The following is an 18,176-nucleotide window of genomic DNA, read 5'->3' as shown; positions in this document are numbered from 1 at the left end:
ACCAGGATCTCTTCTTTTATCATCTTTTTCAGGTCAGACAGCGAAAAACCCTGCTGTCTCAGACCCCTGTCAAAGTCCTTTTCGCTCTGTATCTTATTGGCTGTCATTATTTGGGACAGGGCGTTCTTTATCTCGTCGGAGGACACTTTCTCGCTTTTTGACGCATCCTGCTTCATGAGCGTAAAATCCGTGAGCTGCGAAAGCGCCATGGACTGAATGTACATAGCGGTCAAAGGATCAAGCCCTCCCTTGGCTGAGGAAGCCAGCTGATTGAGCAGCTGGTTGAATCTGAAGCGGTCCACACTCTCCTTGTTGACCTCTGCCAGACCCGTTTCTTTGGAATTTTTTTCCGACATATCCTTGACGCCCTGATAGCCCATACCGTAGAACATCGTGGCCGCAAAGACCACCGCCACCGTTATAAGTATCCATTTCATGTTCTTCCTGAGTTTTGACAGCATTAGACGGACTCCTTTAGCTGGGCATTTACCGAAATATAAGCGCCGATGATGCCCAATAGTATTCCCAGAGCGGCAACTCCGCTGTAGATCCAGAAAAGCGCCGCTTTTGAGGTTATGAGAGGAATGAAAGGAAGCGCCGCCGCTATCCTGGAAGAAACAAGATCGTAGGAAAATTTCAATATTATGACAGAAACGCATGAACCGGCCACCCCTATTATTATCCCTTCAAGTATAAATGGCCATTTTATAAAGGAGTTAGTGGCCCCGACCAGTTTCATGATGTAAATGTCCGTCTGGCGCGACAGGACCGTAAGTCTGATCGTGTTGACCACTATCAGCAGAGTTGCCATTATCAAAAGGGTGACAAGGATAAAGCCCGCGAGCCTCACTGCCTCAAGCAGTTTGTTGAGCCGGTCGGCAAGATTGCCGCTGAACCTTACCTCGTCTATCTGCGGCATATTGGAGACCTTTTTTGCCACTATGGCTACAAGGTCCGGACTCTTGACCTTTATCACAAAAGCATTCGGCAGAGGGTTCTCTTTGACTATATCGCCTAACTCCAGCCTGCCCTCGTAATCCTTTTTGAAGGCTGCCCAGGCCTCGTCGCGGTGTATGAACTTGACCTTTTCCACCCCTTCTATCTTTGACAGCTCCAGCATCAGAGTGTTGCCGGTGTAATCGTCTATCTGCTTGTCCACATAGGCGGCGACCTCCATCTTTGATCCGACGGAAGAGACCATGGTGCCGAGATTAAAGATAGCCAAAAGAAAAGTTCCGAACACGGTGAGCGAGACGGTTATTATTACAAGCGAGACAAGGCTCATCACGCCAGCCCTGCGAAAACCGGTCCAGGCTTCTTTTAAAAAGAACTCAAAGGACATTGCTGTATACTCCAAGCTGCTGGTCCCTGATTATCCTGCCGCTTTCAAGCGCTATCACTCTTTTTCTCATCCCGTCCACTATGGCCTTGTTGTGCGTGGCCACTATAACGGTGGTGTGCCTTTTGTTTATCTTGTCAAGCAGCTGGATTATCTCCCAGGAGGTGGCCGGATCAAGGTTGCCGGTGGGCTCATCCGCTATCAAAAGCGGAGGGTTGTTGACTATCGCTCTTGCAATGCAGGTCCTCTGCTGCTCCCCGCCTGACAGCTCGCCGGGAAGGCAGTTGGCTTTTTTGAGCAGCCCCACCAGGTCCAGGACCTGTGTTGTCTGTCTTCTTATCTGTGTCCTTGAAGCTCCCAAAACCCTTAAGGCAAAGGCCACATTTTCGTATACGGTCCTTAAAGGCAGCAGTTTGTAATCCTGGAACACCACTCCGATGTTCCTTCTCAAGAACGGCACCTGAGCCGGTTTTAATTCTCCGATGTTTATCCTGTCAACGCTTACCTGTCCGCTGGTGGGCAGTTCTTCCCTGTATAGCATTTTTAGAAGAGTGGACTTGCCGGAGCCGGTGGGCCCCACCACAAAGAGGAATTCTTCTTTTCCTATATACAGGTCAACGCCCGAGAGCGCTTCGACCCCGTTGGGATATACCTTGCTTACGGAAGTGAGTGCGATCACGCTTCAAAAGCCCCTTCTTCGTAAAGAGGGAATCTGCCGCAGAGTTCTTTTACGCCTTCCGCGACTTTTTGTTTTATCTTTTCGTTGCCGGTGTTGTTGAGCGCATCGGATATCAGGGCAGCCAGTTCTTCCATCTGTTCCTCTTTGAACCCTCTGGTCGTTACGGCCGGGGTCCCGAGCCTAAGGCCGCTGGTGACAAAAGGCTTTTCAGGGTCAAAAGGAATGGTGTTCTTATTGGCGGTTATCCCTACTTCGTCCAGAGTTATCTGGGCTGCTTTGCCGGTGATACCTTTTGACCTAAGGTCAACAAGTATAAGATGAGTGTCTGTCCCTCCGGATACAAGCCTAAAGCCGTGCTTAATGAGGGCTTTTGCAAGAGCCCTTGCGTTCCCCAGGATCTGCTCCTGGTACTTTTTAAAGTCAGGCATTAGGGCTTCTTTGAGAGCGACCGCTTTTGCGGCGATAATATGCATCAAAGGTCCTCCCTGTATCCCGGGAAATATTGCCATGTCAACCTGCTTGGCATACTGCGACGGGCAGAGTATAAGGCCGCCCCTGGGGCCGCGAAGGGTCTTATGCGTTGTGGATGTGACCACATGGCTGTGCGGGACCGGGGACGGATGAAGTCCTGTTGCCACAAGGCCGGCGATGTGCGCCATGTCCACCATGAGAAAGGCTCCCGTCTCATCGGCTATTTTTCTGAGCCTTTTAAAATCGATGGTCCTGGGATAGGCGGTTGCCCCGGCAACTATCATCTTTGGCTTATTTGCCTTTGCCAGAGCAAGCAACTGGTCATAATCCAGCAGTTCGTCCTCTTTTTTTACGCCGTACGGAACAAATTTGAAATAGATGCCGGAAATATTGACCGGGCTTCCGTGCGTCAGGTGTCCGCCGTGAGTTAGGTCAAGTCCCAGCACGGTGTCCCCAGGCTTGAGGAAGGCAAGATATGCGGCAGTGTTTGCCTGGGAGCCGGAATGTGCCTGCACATTGGCGTGCTCGGCCTGGAACAGCTCTTTTGCCCTTTTGATGGCAAGTTCTTCCGCAATGTCAACGCACTCGCAGCCGCCGTAATACCTTTTGCCGGGATAGCCTTCCGCGTACTTGTTGGTAAGGCAGGAGCCGGCTGCTTCCATCACGGCCCTGCTGGTAAAATTTTCGGAGGCTATCAGCTCTATCTTGTTCCTCTGGCGGTCCATCTCCATGTCGATGGCTTTTGCTGTTTCGGGGTCCGTCAGCCTTACATTATCTATTCCGGGGTGCATTCTGGATCCTCCCTCTTGTTTTGATTATATCATACGAAGAAATGGAGGAAAGAGAAAGCCGGTCTGGAGAGATGGAAACATCGTCAATGAACCAACCGCGGAACCCGTTGTATTTTTTGTCGTAGGTGTCAAAGGAGAACCTGACCTGTATCTTGCTTCCCACATAAGGCGAAAGAGAAAGCTGATGCTTGGTCCAGACCCCTGCTTTATTGTAGCCCCCGGAAGAATAAGGAACATAGGCTATTTTGGAATCCGGGTCGGGATCATCAACAGGGTTAATCACAAGCAGGTCTGTCCAAGTGGTTTCCCCGTACCTTGATACTTTTACCTTCATGATGTCGTACCCGGTGGCGGGATTTACTCCCTCAACTTCCCACCAGGTCCAGAAGATGAGGGTGGCATCAGCATAACCGTTCAAGTCTATCTCCGGGGTCGTAAGGTCTCCCTGCATGCGAAGGACCGAACTCCCTCCCGACAGGGCAGGATCGACTGGGTCTGTCTGTTGCGTGCCGATATAGCAGCCCAGAGCATCGCTGCCGAACCAGGCGCTGTAGCTTCCGCTTTTTGCCGAGGGGATCGCCCCGGCGGTAGAAGCGTAGTCCGGAAGGGAAACATAGTCGGGTGCCAAGGTGTCGATTATTGTAGAGGAGTTCTGTGCTCTGTGCCAGATGCCTCCGTAGGTCCAGGGTATGTAAGGCGTCTCAAAATCGTCGGAGAAGGAAGAGACTGAGACTGCAGTAAGAGAAAAATCCTTGTTGGAGGTAGAGCCGGCCGATACCACGACAGTATCCGTCGTAGAGGCAAAGCCGTAGGCATTGACAGAAACGGTGACGGTTCCCGGATTGATCTCCGAAAGCACATAATTTCCCGAAGCGTCTGTATAGGTCTCTTTTCCCGAAGAGGAGACCTTGGCGCCTGATACCGCCGAAGAATCGGCTGCTTTTGTTATCTTTCCGGTTATTGTCCCGTAGGATGAAGATGTAGATGTAAGGACTATGCTGGCGGCATAGACAATGGCTCCTGATGCCACCGTTACAGAAACATTGTTGGAGGTGTAGCCGCTTGCTGCCGCGTTGATGACAGCGGCTCCCGAGGGCACATTTGCCAGAAGATAATTGCCATCTGAATCAGCGGCCGTTATATTAGACCCCGTCCAGACGCTGGCTCCCGCTATCGCAAGTCCCGAGGAGTTAACCACCTTTCCCGAGACAGAGCCGCTTGATACGGGTATAGCGGCTGCGAACCAGCCGAACTTTGTGATGCTGAGCGAGACCGTGGAAGTTGATACGGAACCGGACCCTGCCGCGGTCCAGGAAAGAGATGCCATGTCAAAGTGAAAGAACGGCACCGAAGAAGAAGAGACTGCTTCTGCCGGCAGAGGGATCGTCAATGTGGCCGCAGCATCAAGCAGAGTGCCCTGAGGGCTTATATAAACCAGATAGATGATCTTATATCCCTCCGGGGCTGCAAGCGGAGCCGCCGTTAGGTCCGGATGCGACAGCGAAACACTGACCGCTTCTTTTAATGCTCCTGCCGGAATAACGAGTTTAACCGCCCCGTCCGTGCTTGCCGCCTCCCCTCCTCCGGGGCCTATCTCTGTTGATTTGCTGTCCTTTTGGTCCAGCACTATCATCGGGACACTTGTGGGCTCAAGGGCGGAAACGGTGACCTGCCTTGTTGAAGGGATATAACCGGAAGCCGTAACGGAGAGCGTTTGAAGGCCGCTCTTGACAGAAGTGACATTGAAAGTCCCGTTAGAGGCCGTTGTTGAAGAAGCATCCCCCACCGTTACCGCGGCGCCGGACACGGGGGTTAATGACGGGTTGACCACAAAACCGTTCACGATACCGGTCGTTGTCGGGCCGTCCTCTCCGCAGCCAAAGCAAAAGGCGAGCACAATCAACAAAAAAGCTATTTTTTTCACAAGTTAAGTTTACTTATTAAGAAGATTATTGTCAAGGAAATGCGGGGGATACCGCAAGCAACCCGACGCTGAAGCGTCTGCTCCTTTTTTGCTTCCCCGGGAGCCGACCTGCCCGCCGTCCCGCCGAGACGGGAAGGCTTGGCAGGCGGGCCTTTCAAGGTCGGGGCCTATCGAAAAGAGGCATGTGAACAAACCCAACAATCGCGAACACGGAGGCGGGGAAATTGCTATTAGGCTCTGTAAGGAGGCTATTTTATGAGTGGAATTGTTAAAAAAGGGTGCCGAAGTGTTGAAAAACCCAACAAGTTTGACATTTCAACAGAGAATATCAGACAGTGTATTCTGCTAATAAGAAGCCAAAAGGTCATGCTTGATAGCGACCTTGCTGTCCTGTATGGAATAAGAACAAAAGAGCTGAACAAGGCCGTGTTTCGCAACAGAAAAAGATTCCCCTCTGATTTTATGCTGCGCTTAACAAAAATAGAGCACTCTTCTTTGAGGTTCCAAATTGGAACCTCAAAACGCGGCGGTAGGCGTTACCTGCCTTATGTTTTTACCGAACAGGGTATCGCCATGTTGTCCAGTGTTTTGAACAGCGAAAGGGCTATTCGAGTAAATATCCTTATAATGAGAGCGTTTGTAAAATTGAGGAACATTATTTATGCTCACAAAGAAATGGAAAGGAAGCTTCTAGAACTCGAATCCCGGATCGACAAGCATGATAAAGGCATTTTAACGCTTTTTGACGCAATAAGACAGATAATGAAAGAAGAGACAAAACCAAAATCAAGTATAGGCTTTTTGAGAGATTAGAGGAGCCGACGCTTTAGCGTCGGGATTAGCATAATTATTGCGTTCGAGTCAGTTCGAGGAATTCGCGTGCCTTCTTTCGCGGGAAATATTTCGCGTTAATTCGCGTCCGGATGTTCGTGATGATAAAAAAAAGGCCCCCTCGTCCTAGACAAGGGGACCCGTAAAAAACCAAGAAACCAGTGATCAGTTGCTCTTTGGCCCTGTGATCTTTTCTGCCGCGTTGGAGAGTTCTCCGTTGGGCAGCCATCTGCTGCTCAGGGTGGAAACAGTGATCGTGATCAGACCGTCGGAATCCCAGACGCCGTCGCCGTTGGTATCAACAAGCACGTGTATGTAATACACTCCTGTTGCCCCCGGCGTGTATGTGAACGCCAGAGTGTAGCCCTTGGTAACGGTCGTTGAAATGCCCAGCGTCGTAAGGTCTATGACCCCCGAGGCAGCCAGTTCTATCCATTTGCCGCCGGTCCCGGTATAGGGCCTGGTGGATCCGTAGGTCGTTGACGTGACCCCGGAGAACCAGCCGTAACCGTCCGCAAGCCATCTCATGTCGGCAGTACTTGTGTATCCGTCCGGTCCAGAACCGGAATCCAGTTTTGGACTCACGACATATACTGTAGCATTTCCTGACAGAGAGGCTTCTACGGAAGCGAGAGTCCTTGTTGTAAAGGCCGAGCCGTCCCCTGCTTGGTGCGCGCTGGTGTCTATGATGACGATAAACACCTTTTGAGCTCCGCTTCTCCATGTAAAGTTGTCATTCGCATACATTATGGAGTCAAGCGGATTCTCGGGGATATCACCGCCGCCAACACCTGCTAGTGCATCCAGCCAGGAGCTTACCGCCTCTGCTGTTGCAGGAAGCGGAAGGTCGGATTGCTCGCTTGGCGTGTCGCCAAAGGAAACGACACCGAACTTAACATCGGCTCCGCTGGCCTCAAGTGAGGCTGCAAAGGCCGAAATGCTGTCCTTTACGGATTTTATCCTGCTGGACATGCTTCCGGTGTTGTCCATGATGAACACCATGTCTATCTTGCTCGCTGAAGTGGCAGTGATGGTCGTTGCGACCGGTGTGTAGGTGGAATCCGGAGTTGCAACTCCTCCTATGAACACCTTGAACCTTGAGGCCCCAAGCCCTTCTACGGGAGTTCCTCCGACTATGATCGAGCTCAGATTGATCGTGAAAGAGGTGCCCGATTTTGTCGCGGAACCTGAAACAGCCGCCAAAGGGGTGGTCACTCTACCAGGATCTGTGCCTGTGGCATCCGTGGTCGAGGTGATAACGCTGCAACCGGTCGTTGCCGCCACTGCTATCAATGAAACAAAGATGAATAAAGAAAAGAGAATCTTTTTCATTATGTTTCACCCCCTTTCGGTACTTGATTTTCTCTTTCGGCAAGTATAAGTCTATCCTGTCCATCAAGTTGTTGTCAAGGCGGGTAAGATAATGTATAATAAATCAAAAATCAGGATGTTCTCGAAAAAAGCGGACGAAATCTATGAGAAACTGAACCCCGGATTGTGCAGCGCCTGCGGGGGTCATTTATATTTTGAACGGGTTTCTCTGGATTACAACGAGGACGGCAGGATATATGTAATAGACGATGTCCCGGCCTTTGTTTGCGAGTCGTGCGGGGAGATATGGATACCCAAGCCCGTGGTAGAAGAGCTGGAAAAACTGGTCAAGGCGTATTCCGCGTCCCAAAAAAACCAGGCTGACGGTGAAAAAGAGCCGCTGCTCAACGGGTGACCGCGGTGGAAATATTCATAAGGGAGGGCATAATGATGAAGCTGAAGAAGTATTCGCCTTATGTTCTTGTTCTGCTCATAGGGATATTTACAGGAGGGCTTTATGTGCAGTTGTCCCAGGCTTTGGACAAACCCGTGCAGGAGCCCGTTCAGGCGCCTTATTCCTCAGGCATAGCAGCCTCAGTTTCACCCAACGAGACTATCGCTGACATTGTAGAAAAGGTCGGCGGCGCGGTCGTAAATATAGATGTGGTTAAGATGCAGCACCAGCAGGTCTTTAATCCCTTTAAGGATTTTGAACAACATTTCGGTTTCCAGATAGATCCAAGAGCAAGGGACCTTTTTGAGGACCGCGTCATTCCCGTAAAAGGCGCCGGTTCAGGGTTCATTATTGACAATAAGGGGCATGTTCTGACCAATGCCCATGTGGTAAAAGGCGCCGACAAGATAAAGGTGACGCTAAGGGACGGGCGTTCACTTGATGCCAAAGTTATAGGTCTTGATTCCAATATCGATCTCGCAGTCCTTAAACTTGACAAGCCTTCAGGTCTTCCCTTTATGCGAATGGGCGATTCCTCAAAACTGCGCCCGGGACAGTGGATAATAGCCATCGGAAATCCTTACGGGTTCAGTAATACCGTGACGGCAGGTATTGTCAGCGCTACAGGCAGAGCTCTTGACGGGATAGGAAAGAAGAACTTGATACAGACCGATGCCGCGATCAACCCGGGAAACAGCGGAGGTCCGCTGATCAATATACAGGGGGAAGTTGTGGGAGTTAATGTGGCGGTGGCAGCGGGCGCCCAGGGAATAGGCTTTGCCATACCGGTCAACGCGGCAAAGGAAGTCCTTGACGAACTTATTACCCGGGGAAAAGTGGTCCGCCCCTGGATAGGCATTTACATGAGGGATGTTGATCAGCAGGTGGCTGATTATATGAGCCTGCCGGTGGCAGAAGGCGTAATTGTCATGCAGGTGGTTAAGGACAGCCCAGCAGGCAAGGCCGGGCTCAAGCAATATGATGTGATAAGGACCGTGAACGGAAAAAAACTCAATAGCGCTTCGGAGCTTTCGGAACTCATCAAGTCCCAAAAACCCGGCAGCAGATTAACTCTTTCTGTCTATTCTGACGGGAAGATGAAGACTTTGTCGATCAGCGTGGGAGAAATGCCTGCTCAATAGCCCTCACCCCCTACCCCTCTCCCAGAGGGAGAGGGGAGAAAAAAGGAGATGTAGATGGAAATAGAGTTAGGTTTCGGGAAAAAAGTCAGAAGGGCTTACGGGTTTGACGAGATAGCGCTGGTGCCGTCGCTGGCAACGATAGAAACCGATGATGTCGAGACAAAGACTTCTATAGGAAGCCTTAAACTGGATATCCCTATAATAGCTTCTGCCATGGATTCCGTGGTGGACCCTAGTACAGCCGCGATGATGAGCCAGTTCGGCGGCCTTGGGGTCCTTAACCTTCAGGGCGTCCAGACCAGATATGAAGATGCTAACAAGGTCCTGGATGAGATCGCGGCAGCCTCAAAAGGAGACTATGTTCCCCTCATGCAAAGGCTCTACGAAAAGCCGGTCAAAAAAGAACTTATAGAGAAACGAATACAGGAGATCAAGGCCAAAAAAGGCGTAGCCGCGGTTTCTGTTACTCCACAGGCGGCGGAAGAGTACGGGAAAATAGCGGCCTCTGCCGGAGCAGATGTGGTGGTCATTCAGGCTACGGTCGTCTCAACCAAGCACAAGGCAAAAAACTTCAAGCCTCTTGATGTTGCCAAATTCTGCGCGGGCACAAAGGTCCCTGTTATCATAGGGAATTGCGTCACCTATGATGTTGCGCTGGAACTGATGGAGACCGGGATCTCCGGACTTTTGGTCGGCATCGGCCCGGGCTCTGCCTGCACTTCCAGAGGCGTGCTGGGTATCGGGGTCCCTATGGCTACTACTATCGCGGATTGCGCCGCCGCAAGGGATGCTTATTTCAAAAAAACAGGCAGATATGTCAGCGTTATAGGCGACGGAGGGATGGTGGTCGGAGGGGATATCTGTAAAGCCATTGCCTGCGGGGCCGATGCGGTGATGATCGGATCGCCTCTTACCAAGGCTAAGGAGGCCCCTGGCAGAGGCTTTCACTGGGGCATGGCAACTCCCAACGCTCTTCTTCCGAGAGGAACAAGAATAAAAGTCGGAACTATCGGAACATTAAAAGAGATCCTTCTCGGCCCTGCAAAATATGATGACGGATCTGAAAACTTTGTCGGCGCTTTAAAGACCTCTATGGGCACCCTTGGCGCGGCCAATATAAAAGAAATGCAAAAAGTTGAAATAGTAATAGCGCCTTCGATCCTTACGGAAGGCAAAGTCTTTCAAAAAGCCCAGTCGCTGGGGATGTATAAGTAGTAAAGGCATAGATCGGATCAAATAATAAGCCTGCACCTTAAAGTGCAGGCTTAACTTTTATTTGTCTAAATAATGACGGTATTATAGTCCTCTAACCGTGTGAGTAACACTCCATGTCATCTCATCTCCGGGTTCAAGGATCTTCATGCTGCTTGGATGCATTCCCGAGACTCCTCTTAACGGGGAATACACTTCCCAGATGGGATGCAGAGGAGCAAGATAATTTCCCTGCAATTCCAGCGCTACTGCCTTGCCGTCAGCGGGATGTGAAGTGCCCAGCGGGGCAAACGCATGTACAACGTTAACGGTATCCCCGTATGTCGGCGAGGAAAGAAAAATGCCGTATCCCGCCTGTCCAAATAAAACTCCCGCGTCGCCCGACACTACACCCATTTCCGGGTGGAGCAAAAAACTGTTGTTCAAATTGAGATCTCCGAGATTCTTAAAGCCCGCTGCAAGCCCCCAAAAAGCAGTTTCCCGAATAGGCATTAGGGGGTTAGTGTCAAAGTCTGGATTCCCGTCCTGCCCAAGGCGTATTGTAGCAACACCGGGAAGTTGCATGGAGATCAGGCCGCGGTCCTGCCCTTCAGGTATGCGGAAATACGGATGCTCGCCTACGGACACGGGGGCCGGCTGCTGTCCTATGTTCTTAACATTCACGATCCTGAACATTATTCCGTTATTGAGCCCAATGCTGTGCCTTAGCCAAAGATCTGAAAACCACTGGTCACTTGATATTTCTGTAATGCCGGTGAGAGCTATTCCTCCCGAAGGCAGGTCGTGAGCCCATATATCGTGATACTCGTTGGCATAAGCCAGTCCGTGCAGCCTGTAGGTATCTTCGAAATTGGTTGGGACAAGCCTTCTCTGTCCCATAAAGGAGACTTCCACATTTGTCAGACCACGAGCATCTACAACAGGACCTATCATCCTGTTAGCCCAGGGTGCCATGAGGATGCTGTTCATGGCGGAAAGCCTTGCGTTTGGATCCTCATTAAAAGCTCCTGCTATTTGGAGATCGCTTTGTCCCTTCAGGAGTTCAATATCTGATGCTCCCAGCCTTGCCATTTCGGAATTAATTATGAAACCGCGTTCGCAGATGTTGACCGAAAATATCCCGGGCCTGTTTCCGTTTTGCGGAACGGTCAGGCTGTGGAACCTTAAACTTCCAATCTCCGAAACTTTGTGTGAAGCGCCCATATCTTAAGCTCCTTTTGTGGATTTGCCGACAAACGGATATCGACCGCTTTACTGCGGAATTTCATTATATATTCTTGTGATATAATTAACTAAATCCATGAAAAAGCACGACCTCATAGTAGTCCTTGACTTTGGCGCGCAGTACAGCATGCTGATAGCAAGAAGGGTCCGCGAGTGCAATGTTTATTCGGAGGTGCTCCCCTACTCAACCCCGCTCGAAGAATTGAAGAAAAGAGAAGTGAAAGGGATAATCCTTTCGGGCGGTCCCAACAGTGTCTATGACAAGGATGCTCCAAAGTTGGACCCGAGGATATGGGAAAGCGGCATTCCGATTCTGGGTATCTGCTACGGGATGCAGCTGATGGCAAAAGAACTCGGAGGAGAGGTCAAAGCTGCTGATGCCAAAGAATACGGCAAAACCCCCCTCAACATCGATGATCATACCAATCTTTTTGCGGGGCTTCCTCTGCAGATAAACTGCTGGATGAGCCACGGAGACAGCGTGGAAAAGGTGCCGGAAGGTTTTAAGATGATGGCGCATTCACTAAACACCCCCACGGCCGCGATCGGCAATATCGAAAAGAAGCTCTATGCGGTACAGTTCCATCCGGAGGTCATTCATACAGAGCACGGAGACGAGATAATAAAGAATTTTGTCTATATAATCTGCAACTGCCAGGCAACCTGGACCACCAAATCCTTTATCGAGCGCCAGACCGAAAAGATACGCTCTACCGTCGGTAAAAACAAGATACTCTGCGCCCTTTCCGGAGGGGTCGATTCTACCACTGTGGCAGTTCTTGTCCACAGAGCCGTCGGCGACCAGCTGACCTGCATGTTCATAGACCAGGGCTTTATGAGGAAGGATGAGGCCAAAAAGATAAAAGAGATGTTTGAAAAGCATTTTAAGATAAAGATAATCTACATAGACGCTTCGGAAAAGTTTTATGAAAAGCTTAAAGGCGTCACTGACCCGGAAAAAAAACGCCACATAATCGGCAACGAGTTCATTTACACGTTCGAAGCAGAAGCCAAAAAACTTGGGGCCATTCCGTTTCTTGCCCAGGGAACGCTTTATCCTGATGTGATAGAGAGCGCTTTTAAGGGCTCAGGCAAGTCCGCTTCAACGGCTGCCAGAATAAAGACCCACCACAATGTCGGCGGCCTTCCCGAAAAGATGAAGTTCAAACTTATTGAACCATTGAGGAAACTGTTCAAGGATGAGGTTAGAAAACTCGGCAGAGAGATGGGTATTGCCGAAGAAATAATCTCGCGGCAGCCGTTCCCCGGACCAGGGCTTGCCATAAGGATAATAGGCGAACTTAACCGGGACAGGGTTAGGATACTTCAGGATGTTGATGACATAGTTGTCACGGAAATAAAAAAGGCGGGGTTTTACAATAAGGTCTGGCAGTCCTTTGCGGTACTGCTTCCCATACGAACCGTCGGGGTCATGGGCGACAAAAGGACCTATCTTAACACTATCGCGATCCGCGCTGTGACCTCTAATGACGCCATGACCGCGGACTGGGCCAAACTGCCGTATGAACTCCTTGAAAAAATATCAAGCCGCATAATAAATGAAACGCCCGAGATAAACCGCGTGGTGTATGATATATCCTCAAAGCCGCCCTCGACCATAGAGTGGGAATAGCCGCCTGAAATCGTCTTCCTAGCTGAGCGATAAGCCGATATGAGCTTTTTATCATCCATTAGAGTACTTAGGCATAATTACGCCGTGTCCTCAGCTATGAGGAGCAGACAGAGCCTTATGACCTCGGGTCCCATCCATCAGCTTTTTAACATGAAAGATGCAGATGTCCAGAGGGCTAGCCTTTCGATCGCAAAACCCGACCTGCCCTGCAGGAGCGTGGTGCGCTCGACGATACAAAGGAGCAAAAATTGCCCAGCAAGGCCGTCTGTCTGTTCCACAGCCCGGTACTCCGAAGGGCTTATGAGCGCCGGATTGATCGGTGTGCACTATCAAAGTGGGCATCATGTGCAGGCAGGAAATCTTACAGGTCTTCTGGAATATGAGTTGAAAGAGCGTCTTTCTTATGATACGCACACTTATTTTGAAAAAGACATAAAAAAAGCCAGAGAGTATCTGGGGCTCAGGTTCGCCAACTTTAGCGGTGTTTTTGTTGAGGCAACGGAGGCATTTCTTTGGCAGAATAGGTTCCTGCTGCTCGGAGCTGATTCAACTAAGGTTGTTGCTCCATCCTATGCCGTGGAGACACCACTGCCTGCAACCTTTTTCATTCCTTCCGCTTTAAAATCGAACGAAGGTCAGTTCCTTGTTCTGGATAAAAAGAAGAAGTTCACCGATGGAACGGCGCAGGCCTTTGTTGAACAGTCTGTCATATCCGCTGCTCGGGACGGGTTGCTTGACGATGCTATCGGCAATGTCGAAGAAAGTTTTTTTTGTGCCTCCCCATTCTATTCTGTGTCGCTGTGGGGCTGGATAATGGATCCCGAAAATTTCGTCTATTCACTTAAATACACAAGATATACTCCCAAAAGGGAGGTTGTCAGCTTTTACAATTTTGTTGAAGGGAAAGTAATTCCTTTAACTGATCAAATAGACATCGAAGCTCTTACAGTGCCGGCGCAGTCCCCGGTTTTTACCCGGGGGCCCGGCTTTTACCTGCATATTATCAGGGACAAAGACGGCGGGCTCATTTTGACAGATTCCTGAATTTTTTCACCGCGCGCTCGTGACCCTGCCAATCCACCGAGAAAGTATGAGTGCCGTCCCCGTTTGAGACAAAATAGATGTAGTTTGTCTTTGCCGGATGGATGGCGGCAAGGATGGACTTAAGCCCCGGATTGCAAATGGGGCCCGGAGGAAGCCCTTTATTGAGATATGTGTTATAAGGCGAAGGATACTTCAGGTCGCTGTAGGTGACCCTTTTTGTGGGATTAGGGATAGCGTATTTAACTGTGGGGTCCGCCCTCAGCGCCATGCCGCTTTCCAGCCGGTTATAAAAAACGGATGCTATTATGGGCCTCTCAAGATCGGTCTCGGCCTCTTTTTCCACTATGGAGGCCATGGTCAGTACCTGATGCAGAGTGTACTTTTTTATCCTCGAAGACCTCCATACGGGCAGGACCACTTCTTCAAAGCGGCCAAGCATCATGGAAATTAGATCCTGCGTCTTCATATTGGCGGAAATAAAATAAGTGTCCGGGAACAAGTATCCCTCCAAAGACCTTGTTGTGTTGGAAGCAAGGAAAACATGGCCCTGCTTTAGTTTGTCTCCTGCCGGCTGCAAGGCCTCCTCGTTAAAAGGCCTATCCAGCCAAACCCCGGAAGAAGCAAGTATCTTTGATATCCTGTAGATCGAACTCCCCTCCGGCACGGTTAGCCTTACCTCTCCTGCCCGCACCCTTCCCTGTGAAAGCTGCGTTAGTATTGAATAATTGGTCATAGAAGGGCTGAAATAGTAGTTGCCCGCCTTTAATCTGGAGTCAAGGTTGAGCAATTTTGCGGCCACAAGGAAGGAAGAAGGCCTGTCGCTTATGCCCGACAGAAAAAGCAGTTGTCCGATCTCCCTTGCGGATGAATTATCGGGTATCTGTACCCTAACAGGAGTAACATCGAACATGTTTTTTGAGTGCAAGAGTGTATCGGCAAGAAAGAGAAAGAACAAAAAGACGGTCAGGCCGGTTAGCATCCAAGGATTTATTAGATGCCTGAGCCTAAAGGCTCGGCTCCGGTTCGTTTCTCCCAAATGGAGCCGAGCCCTTAGCGTCGGGACCGGTGGCATTGGGTCAAATACCTGTTTTATTTCCTTCATTTCTTTTCCTGTCCAGGTAGTCCGATAATATGACCGCGGCCGCCATTTTGTCTATGGAGCCCCTGCCCTTTTTCTGAGACACCCCTGTTTGCCTAAAGTTGTTCCAGGCTATAGAGGTTGAAAACCTCTCATCATAAAGCTCTACCGGTATACCAAGCTCTTTTTTTAGTTTTTCCGAGAACGCGGAGGCCTTTTGCGCCGCATCGTTGAGCTCTCCCGAAAGGCTCCTGGGAAGACCAAGAATGATCAAAGAAACCTCTTTTTCTCTGCAGATCTCCCTGATCTTTTTAATAAGCCCTCTGTTATTGGGAAATACTTCCAGCGGCTGTGCTGTAAGGCCAAGCGGGTCGGATACCGCTATTCCCACCCTCTTATTGCCTAGATCAATCCCCAGGGTTCGCATTTTTGTTTATGAACTCCAGTGCGGCCCGCTTTATCTCCTGCGCTTTTGACGAGTCGGTAAAGCCTCCCTGCGCCAGCAGTTCTTTTCCTCCGCCTCTGCCTCCTGTTGTAGAAAGCACCGCTTTGAGCAGTTTATCGGCTGAAAGCCCTCTTTTTGCAGCTTCCAAAGAGGCCGCAGCAACCATGCTCACCTTGTTATCCTCTTCCGCAACGCTTGACAGAAGCACCAGAGCGCACGGGACGCTGCTCTTTATGATGTCGGTCATGCTCTTCAAGATCGAGTGGTCATATCCTCTGAAAAGCCCGAAAACAAAATTGGCACCACCGATGCTTTCTCTGTTCTCCGCAAGTTCAGCGGCCTTTAAGGCGCTTTCTTTTTCAAGTGCGGCGGCCTGCAGCTTTGCTTTTTCCTTTTGTCCGGCCTCCTGCGCCTTTCTGCTTTCTTCCTCTTTTCTTGCTTCTTCGTATGCGAGAGCCGCTCTGCCGCTGACAGCCTCTATCCTGCGTATGCCGGCAGAAACGGCGCTTTCCTTTACTATCCTGAACAAAGCGATCTCGGAGGTATTCTTGACATGTGTGCCTCCGCACAGCTCAAGGCTAAAGTCCCCTATCCTTATCATCCTGACGGTGCCGGCATATTTTTCCCCGAACAGGGCTTTTGCTCCGGCCTTTTTTGCCTCCTCAAGGGATGTTACCTCGGTTTTGACCGGGAGAGCCTCTTTTATTTTTTCGTTTACGATATCCTCGAGCTTTTTAAGGTCTTCCGACCTTATCTGGGAACCGCTCACAAAGTCGAACCTGAACTTTTCGGATGTTACCGAAGAGCCTTTTTGTTGAGCGGAGCTGCCGGCTACTTCCTGCAGAGCGCGGTGAAGAAGATGTGTGGAGGTGTGGTGCGCGGAAATGAGCGATCTGATCTGCTTGTCCACCGCCGCTCTTACCTTTTCCCCTTTTGCCGGAATAAGATCGCCTGATATGCCGTGCAGAATGACACCCTCCGCTGTCTTTATCAAAGAACTCACTTCCAGAGCGTTCTTTTCTACTATGATAGTTCCTCTGTCGCTGTCCTGTCCTCCGGATTCGACATAAAAGGGGCTGCGGTCAAGTATAAGATAGCCGTCTATAGTCCCCAGTACAAGGGCCTCCGTTTCAGTCTCATCATAGCCCGTAAAGACAGTGGAAGGATAGCCTTTTACCTGAGGTATCTTTCCCAGAGCGAATTTTTTTGATGCATGCGACCTGCTGGTCTCTTTCTGGCGTCCCATCTCTTTTTCAAAACCCGCCTGGTCAACCGAAAAGCCTCTTTCCTTTGCAACTTCTTTTGTAAGTTCCAGCGGAAACCCGTAAGTATCGTAGAGCTTGAAAGCATCGCTGCCCTTAATGATGCCGGAAGATGCCCTCTTTATCATGGCTTCAAGCTGAGAGGCCCCCTGCTCTATGGTCCGCCCAAAGCTGACCTCTTCATCCAGGATCGTCTTCTTTATTAGCGCTGCATTCTTTTCCAGTTCCGGATAAAAACCTTTGTCCGAACCTATCTGTATTTGCGACAGTTCGTTCAAAAACGGGGAGGCTATCCCGAGCTTTTTGCCGTGAAGCAGGGCCCTTCTCAGGATGCGCCTCAGTATGTAATTCCTGCCCTCGTTTGCCGGGGTTAGCCCGTCGCTTATAAGATGGACCGCTGCCCTTACATGGTCGGCGATAACGCGCTGGGAAACCTGGGTTATGACAGAGTCTTTGCCGGACCTAATGCGGATCTCTTTGAGCATTTCCCGGAACAGGTCGGTGTCAAAGTTTGTCTTGACATCCTGGAGCACCGAGGCTATTCTCTCAAGCCCCATTCCCGTATCGATGTTCTTTTTTGGGAGAGGCGTAAGTGTGCCGCTTTCGTCCCGGTTAAATTCCATGAACACCAGGTTCCAGATCTCAAGGAACCTGTCGCAGTCGCAGCCCGGGGCGCATTCCTTTTTGCCGCAGCCCTGCTCCTGCCCCAGATCATAGTAGATCTCGGAACAGGGGCCGCATGGGCCCGTGGGGCCGGCGGACCAGAAATTGTTGTCCTCGCCCAGCCTGATCAAGCGCCCGGCCGGGACGCCCATGTCCTTTTTCCAGATATCTTCTGACTCGGCGTCTTTTTCGTAGACGGCAATATACAGCCTGCTTTTGTCTATGTTGAACTCCTTTGTCAAAAGTTCCCAGGCAAAAGCGACCGCTTCCTTCTTGAAGTAGTCCCCGAACGAAAAATTGCCGAGCATCTCAAAAAAAGTGTGATGTCTGGCGGTTTGCCCCACATTTTCGATGTCGTTGGTGCGGACGCATTTTTGTGCCGTTGTCGCTCTTGAGTGCGCAGGCTTTTCAAGACCCAGGAAGATCGGCTTGAACTGGAGCATTCCCGCCATGGTCAAAAGCACCGTTGGGTCTTTTGGTATTAGAGAGGAACCGGCAATAACGCTATGCGAGCGGTCGCCAAAGTATTTGAGGAATTTTGTCCTGATGTCGCCTGCTTTCACAAAAAAACCTCTAGAGCCCCAGCGCCTGGCGGACAAACCCCTTTATCTGGTCCTGAGAAGCATCCTGGCTCTGTTTTTCGGTGTCTATTATCCGGAACCTGCCGGGGTCG

General features: G+C 50.4%; 15 protein-coding genes and 1 pseudogene. 6 read left to right on the top strand and 10 right to left on the bottom strand.

Going from position 1 to position 18,176, the window contains the following annotated elements:
* Positions 1-5: 5 nt before the first annotated feature.
* The 5 genes and pseudogenes from WC490_05995 to WC490_05975 all read right to left on the bottom strand — a co-directional run bounded on the left by WC490_05995 (position 6) and on the right by WC490_05975 (position 5,204).
* Positions 6-461, bottom strand: a pseudogene (locus WC490_05995) (SurA N-terminal domain-containing protein).
* On the bottom strand, positions 461-1,342 hold the full coding sequence (gene ftsX / locus WC490_05990) for a permease-like cell division protein FtsX (GenBank protein MFA5098156.1): 882 nt from the start codon (positions 1,340-1,342) through the stop codon (positions 461-463). The pseudogene WC490_05995 and the gene ftsX overlap by 1 nt, the downstream one beginning before the upstream one ends.
* A complete protein-coding gene (gene ftsE, locus WC490_05985) occupies positions 1,332-2,018 on the bottom strand; it encodes a cell division ATP-binding protein FtsE (protein MFA5098155.1) in 687 nt (228 codons plus the stop codon). The genes ftsX and ftsE overlap by 11 nt, the downstream gene beginning before the upstream one ends.
* Positions 2,015-3,280 (bottom strand): serine hydroxymethyltransferase, encoded by a 1,266-nt coding sequence (glyA, locus tag WC490_05980; GenBank protein ID MFA5098154.1) that lies wholly within the window; start codon positions 3,278-3,280, stop codon positions 2,015-2,017. Before glyA ends, ftsE begins: the two co-directional genes overlap by 4 nt.
* Entirely contained in the window at positions 3,261-5,204 is a 1,944-nt protein-coding gene (locus WC490_05975) for a carboxypeptidase regulatory-like domain-containing protein (protein ID MFA5098153.1), read from the bottom strand. Before WC490_05975 ends, glyA begins: the two co-directional genes overlap by 20 nt.
* A gap of 255 nt (positions 5,205-5,459) precedes the next feature.
* Between WC490_05975 and WC490_05970 the strand changes: the two genes are divergently transcribed.
* Positions 5,460-6,017, top strand: a complete 558-nt coding sequence (locus WC490_05970) for an ORF6N domain-containing protein (protein ID MFA5098152.1) — start codon at positions 5,460-5,462, stop codon at positions 6,015-6,017.
* Positions 6,018-6,200: 183 nt separating this feature from the next.
* Here the strand turns inward: WC490_05970 and WC490_05965 are convergent, their stop codons facing one another.
* Entirely contained in the window at positions 6,201-7,367 is a 1,167-nt protein-coding gene (locus WC490_05965; protein ID MFA5098151.1) for a vWA domain-containing protein, read from the bottom strand.
* Between the two features lie 91 nt (positions 7,368-7,458).
* On the opposite strand from WC490_05965, the gene WC490_05960 reads away from it, so the two are divergent.
* The 3 genes from WC490_05960 to WC490_05950 are packed head-to-tail and all read left to right on the top strand — an operon-like array spanning position 7,459 to position 10,157.
* Positions 7,459-7,761, top strand: coding sequence for a type II toxin-antitoxin system MqsA family antitoxin (locus WC490_05960; GenBank protein ID MFA5098150.1), 303 nt, complete (start codon positions 7,459-7,461; stop codon positions 7,759-7,761).
* A 32-nt stretch (positions 7,762-7,793) separates the two neighbouring features.
* Positions 7,794-8,942, top strand: coding sequence for a trypsin-like peptidase domain-containing protein (locus WC490_05955; protein ID MFA5098149.1), 1,149 nt, complete (start codon positions 7,794-7,796; stop codon positions 8,940-8,942).
* Positions 8,943-8,996: 54 nt separating this feature from the next.
* Positions 8,997-10,157, top strand: a complete 1,161-nt coding sequence (locus WC490_05950) for a GuaB3 family IMP dehydrogenase-related protein (protein MFA5098148.1) — start codon at positions 8,997-8,999, stop codon at positions 10,155-10,157.
* Between the two features lie 81 nt (positions 10,158-10,238).
* Here the strand turns inward: WC490_05950 and WC490_05945 are convergent, their stop codons facing one another.
* Positions 10,239-11,357: a hypothetical protein gene (locus tag WC490_05945; GenBank protein MFA5098147.1), complete on the bottom strand. Its 1,119-nt coding sequence runs from the start codon at positions 11,355-11,357 to the stop codon at positions 10,239-10,241.
* 97 nt (positions 11,358-11,454) lie between these two features.
* Between WC490_05945 and guaA the strand changes: the two genes are divergently transcribed.
* Both guaA and WC490_05935 read left to right on the top strand, forming a co-directional pair.
* Entirely contained in the window at positions 11,455-13,011 is a 1,557-nt protein-coding gene (guaA, locus tag WC490_05940; protein ID MFA5098146.1) for a glutamine-hydrolyzing GMP synthase, read from the top strand.
* Positions 13,012-13,050: 39 nt separating this feature from the next.
* A complete protein-coding gene (locus WC490_05935) occupies positions 13,051-14,055 on the top strand; it encodes a hypothetical protein (protein MFA5098145.1) in 1,005 nt (334 codons plus the stop codon).
* Here WC490_05935 and mltG read toward each other — a convergent pair.
* Genes mltG through alaS form a run of 3 tightly spaced genes read right to left on the bottom strand, consistent with a single transcriptional unit; the run spans position 14,036 to position 18,066 of the window.
* A complete protein-coding gene (gene mltG / locus WC490_05930; protein ID MFA5098144.1) occupies positions 14,036-15,157 on the bottom strand; it encodes an endolytic transglycosylase MltG in 1,122 nt (373 codons plus the stop codon). The genes WC490_05935 and mltG overlap by 20 nt on opposite strands.
* On the bottom strand, positions 15,132-15,560 hold the full coding sequence (gene ruvX, locus WC490_05925; GenBank protein MFA5098143.1) for a Holliday junction resolvase RuvX: 429 nt from the start codon (positions 15,558-15,560) through the stop codon (positions 15,132-15,134). The genes mltG and ruvX overlap by 26 nt, the downstream gene beginning before the upstream one ends.
* Entirely contained in the window at positions 15,541-18,066 is a 2,526-nt protein-coding gene (gene alaS / locus WC490_05920) for an alanine--tRNA ligase (GenBank protein ID MFA5098142.1), read from the bottom strand. The genes ruvX and alaS overlap by 20 nt, the downstream gene beginning before the upstream one ends.
* Between the last annotated feature and the right edge of the window lie 110 nt (positions 18,067-18,176).

The sequence above is a fragment of the Candidatus Margulisiibacteriota bacterium genome, from assembly GCA_041650635.1.
Lineage (GTDB): Bacteria > Margulisbacteria > WOR-1 > JAKLHX01 > JBAZKV01 > JBAZKV01.
This window is presented reverse-complemented; position numbering and strand designations above follow the sequence as displayed.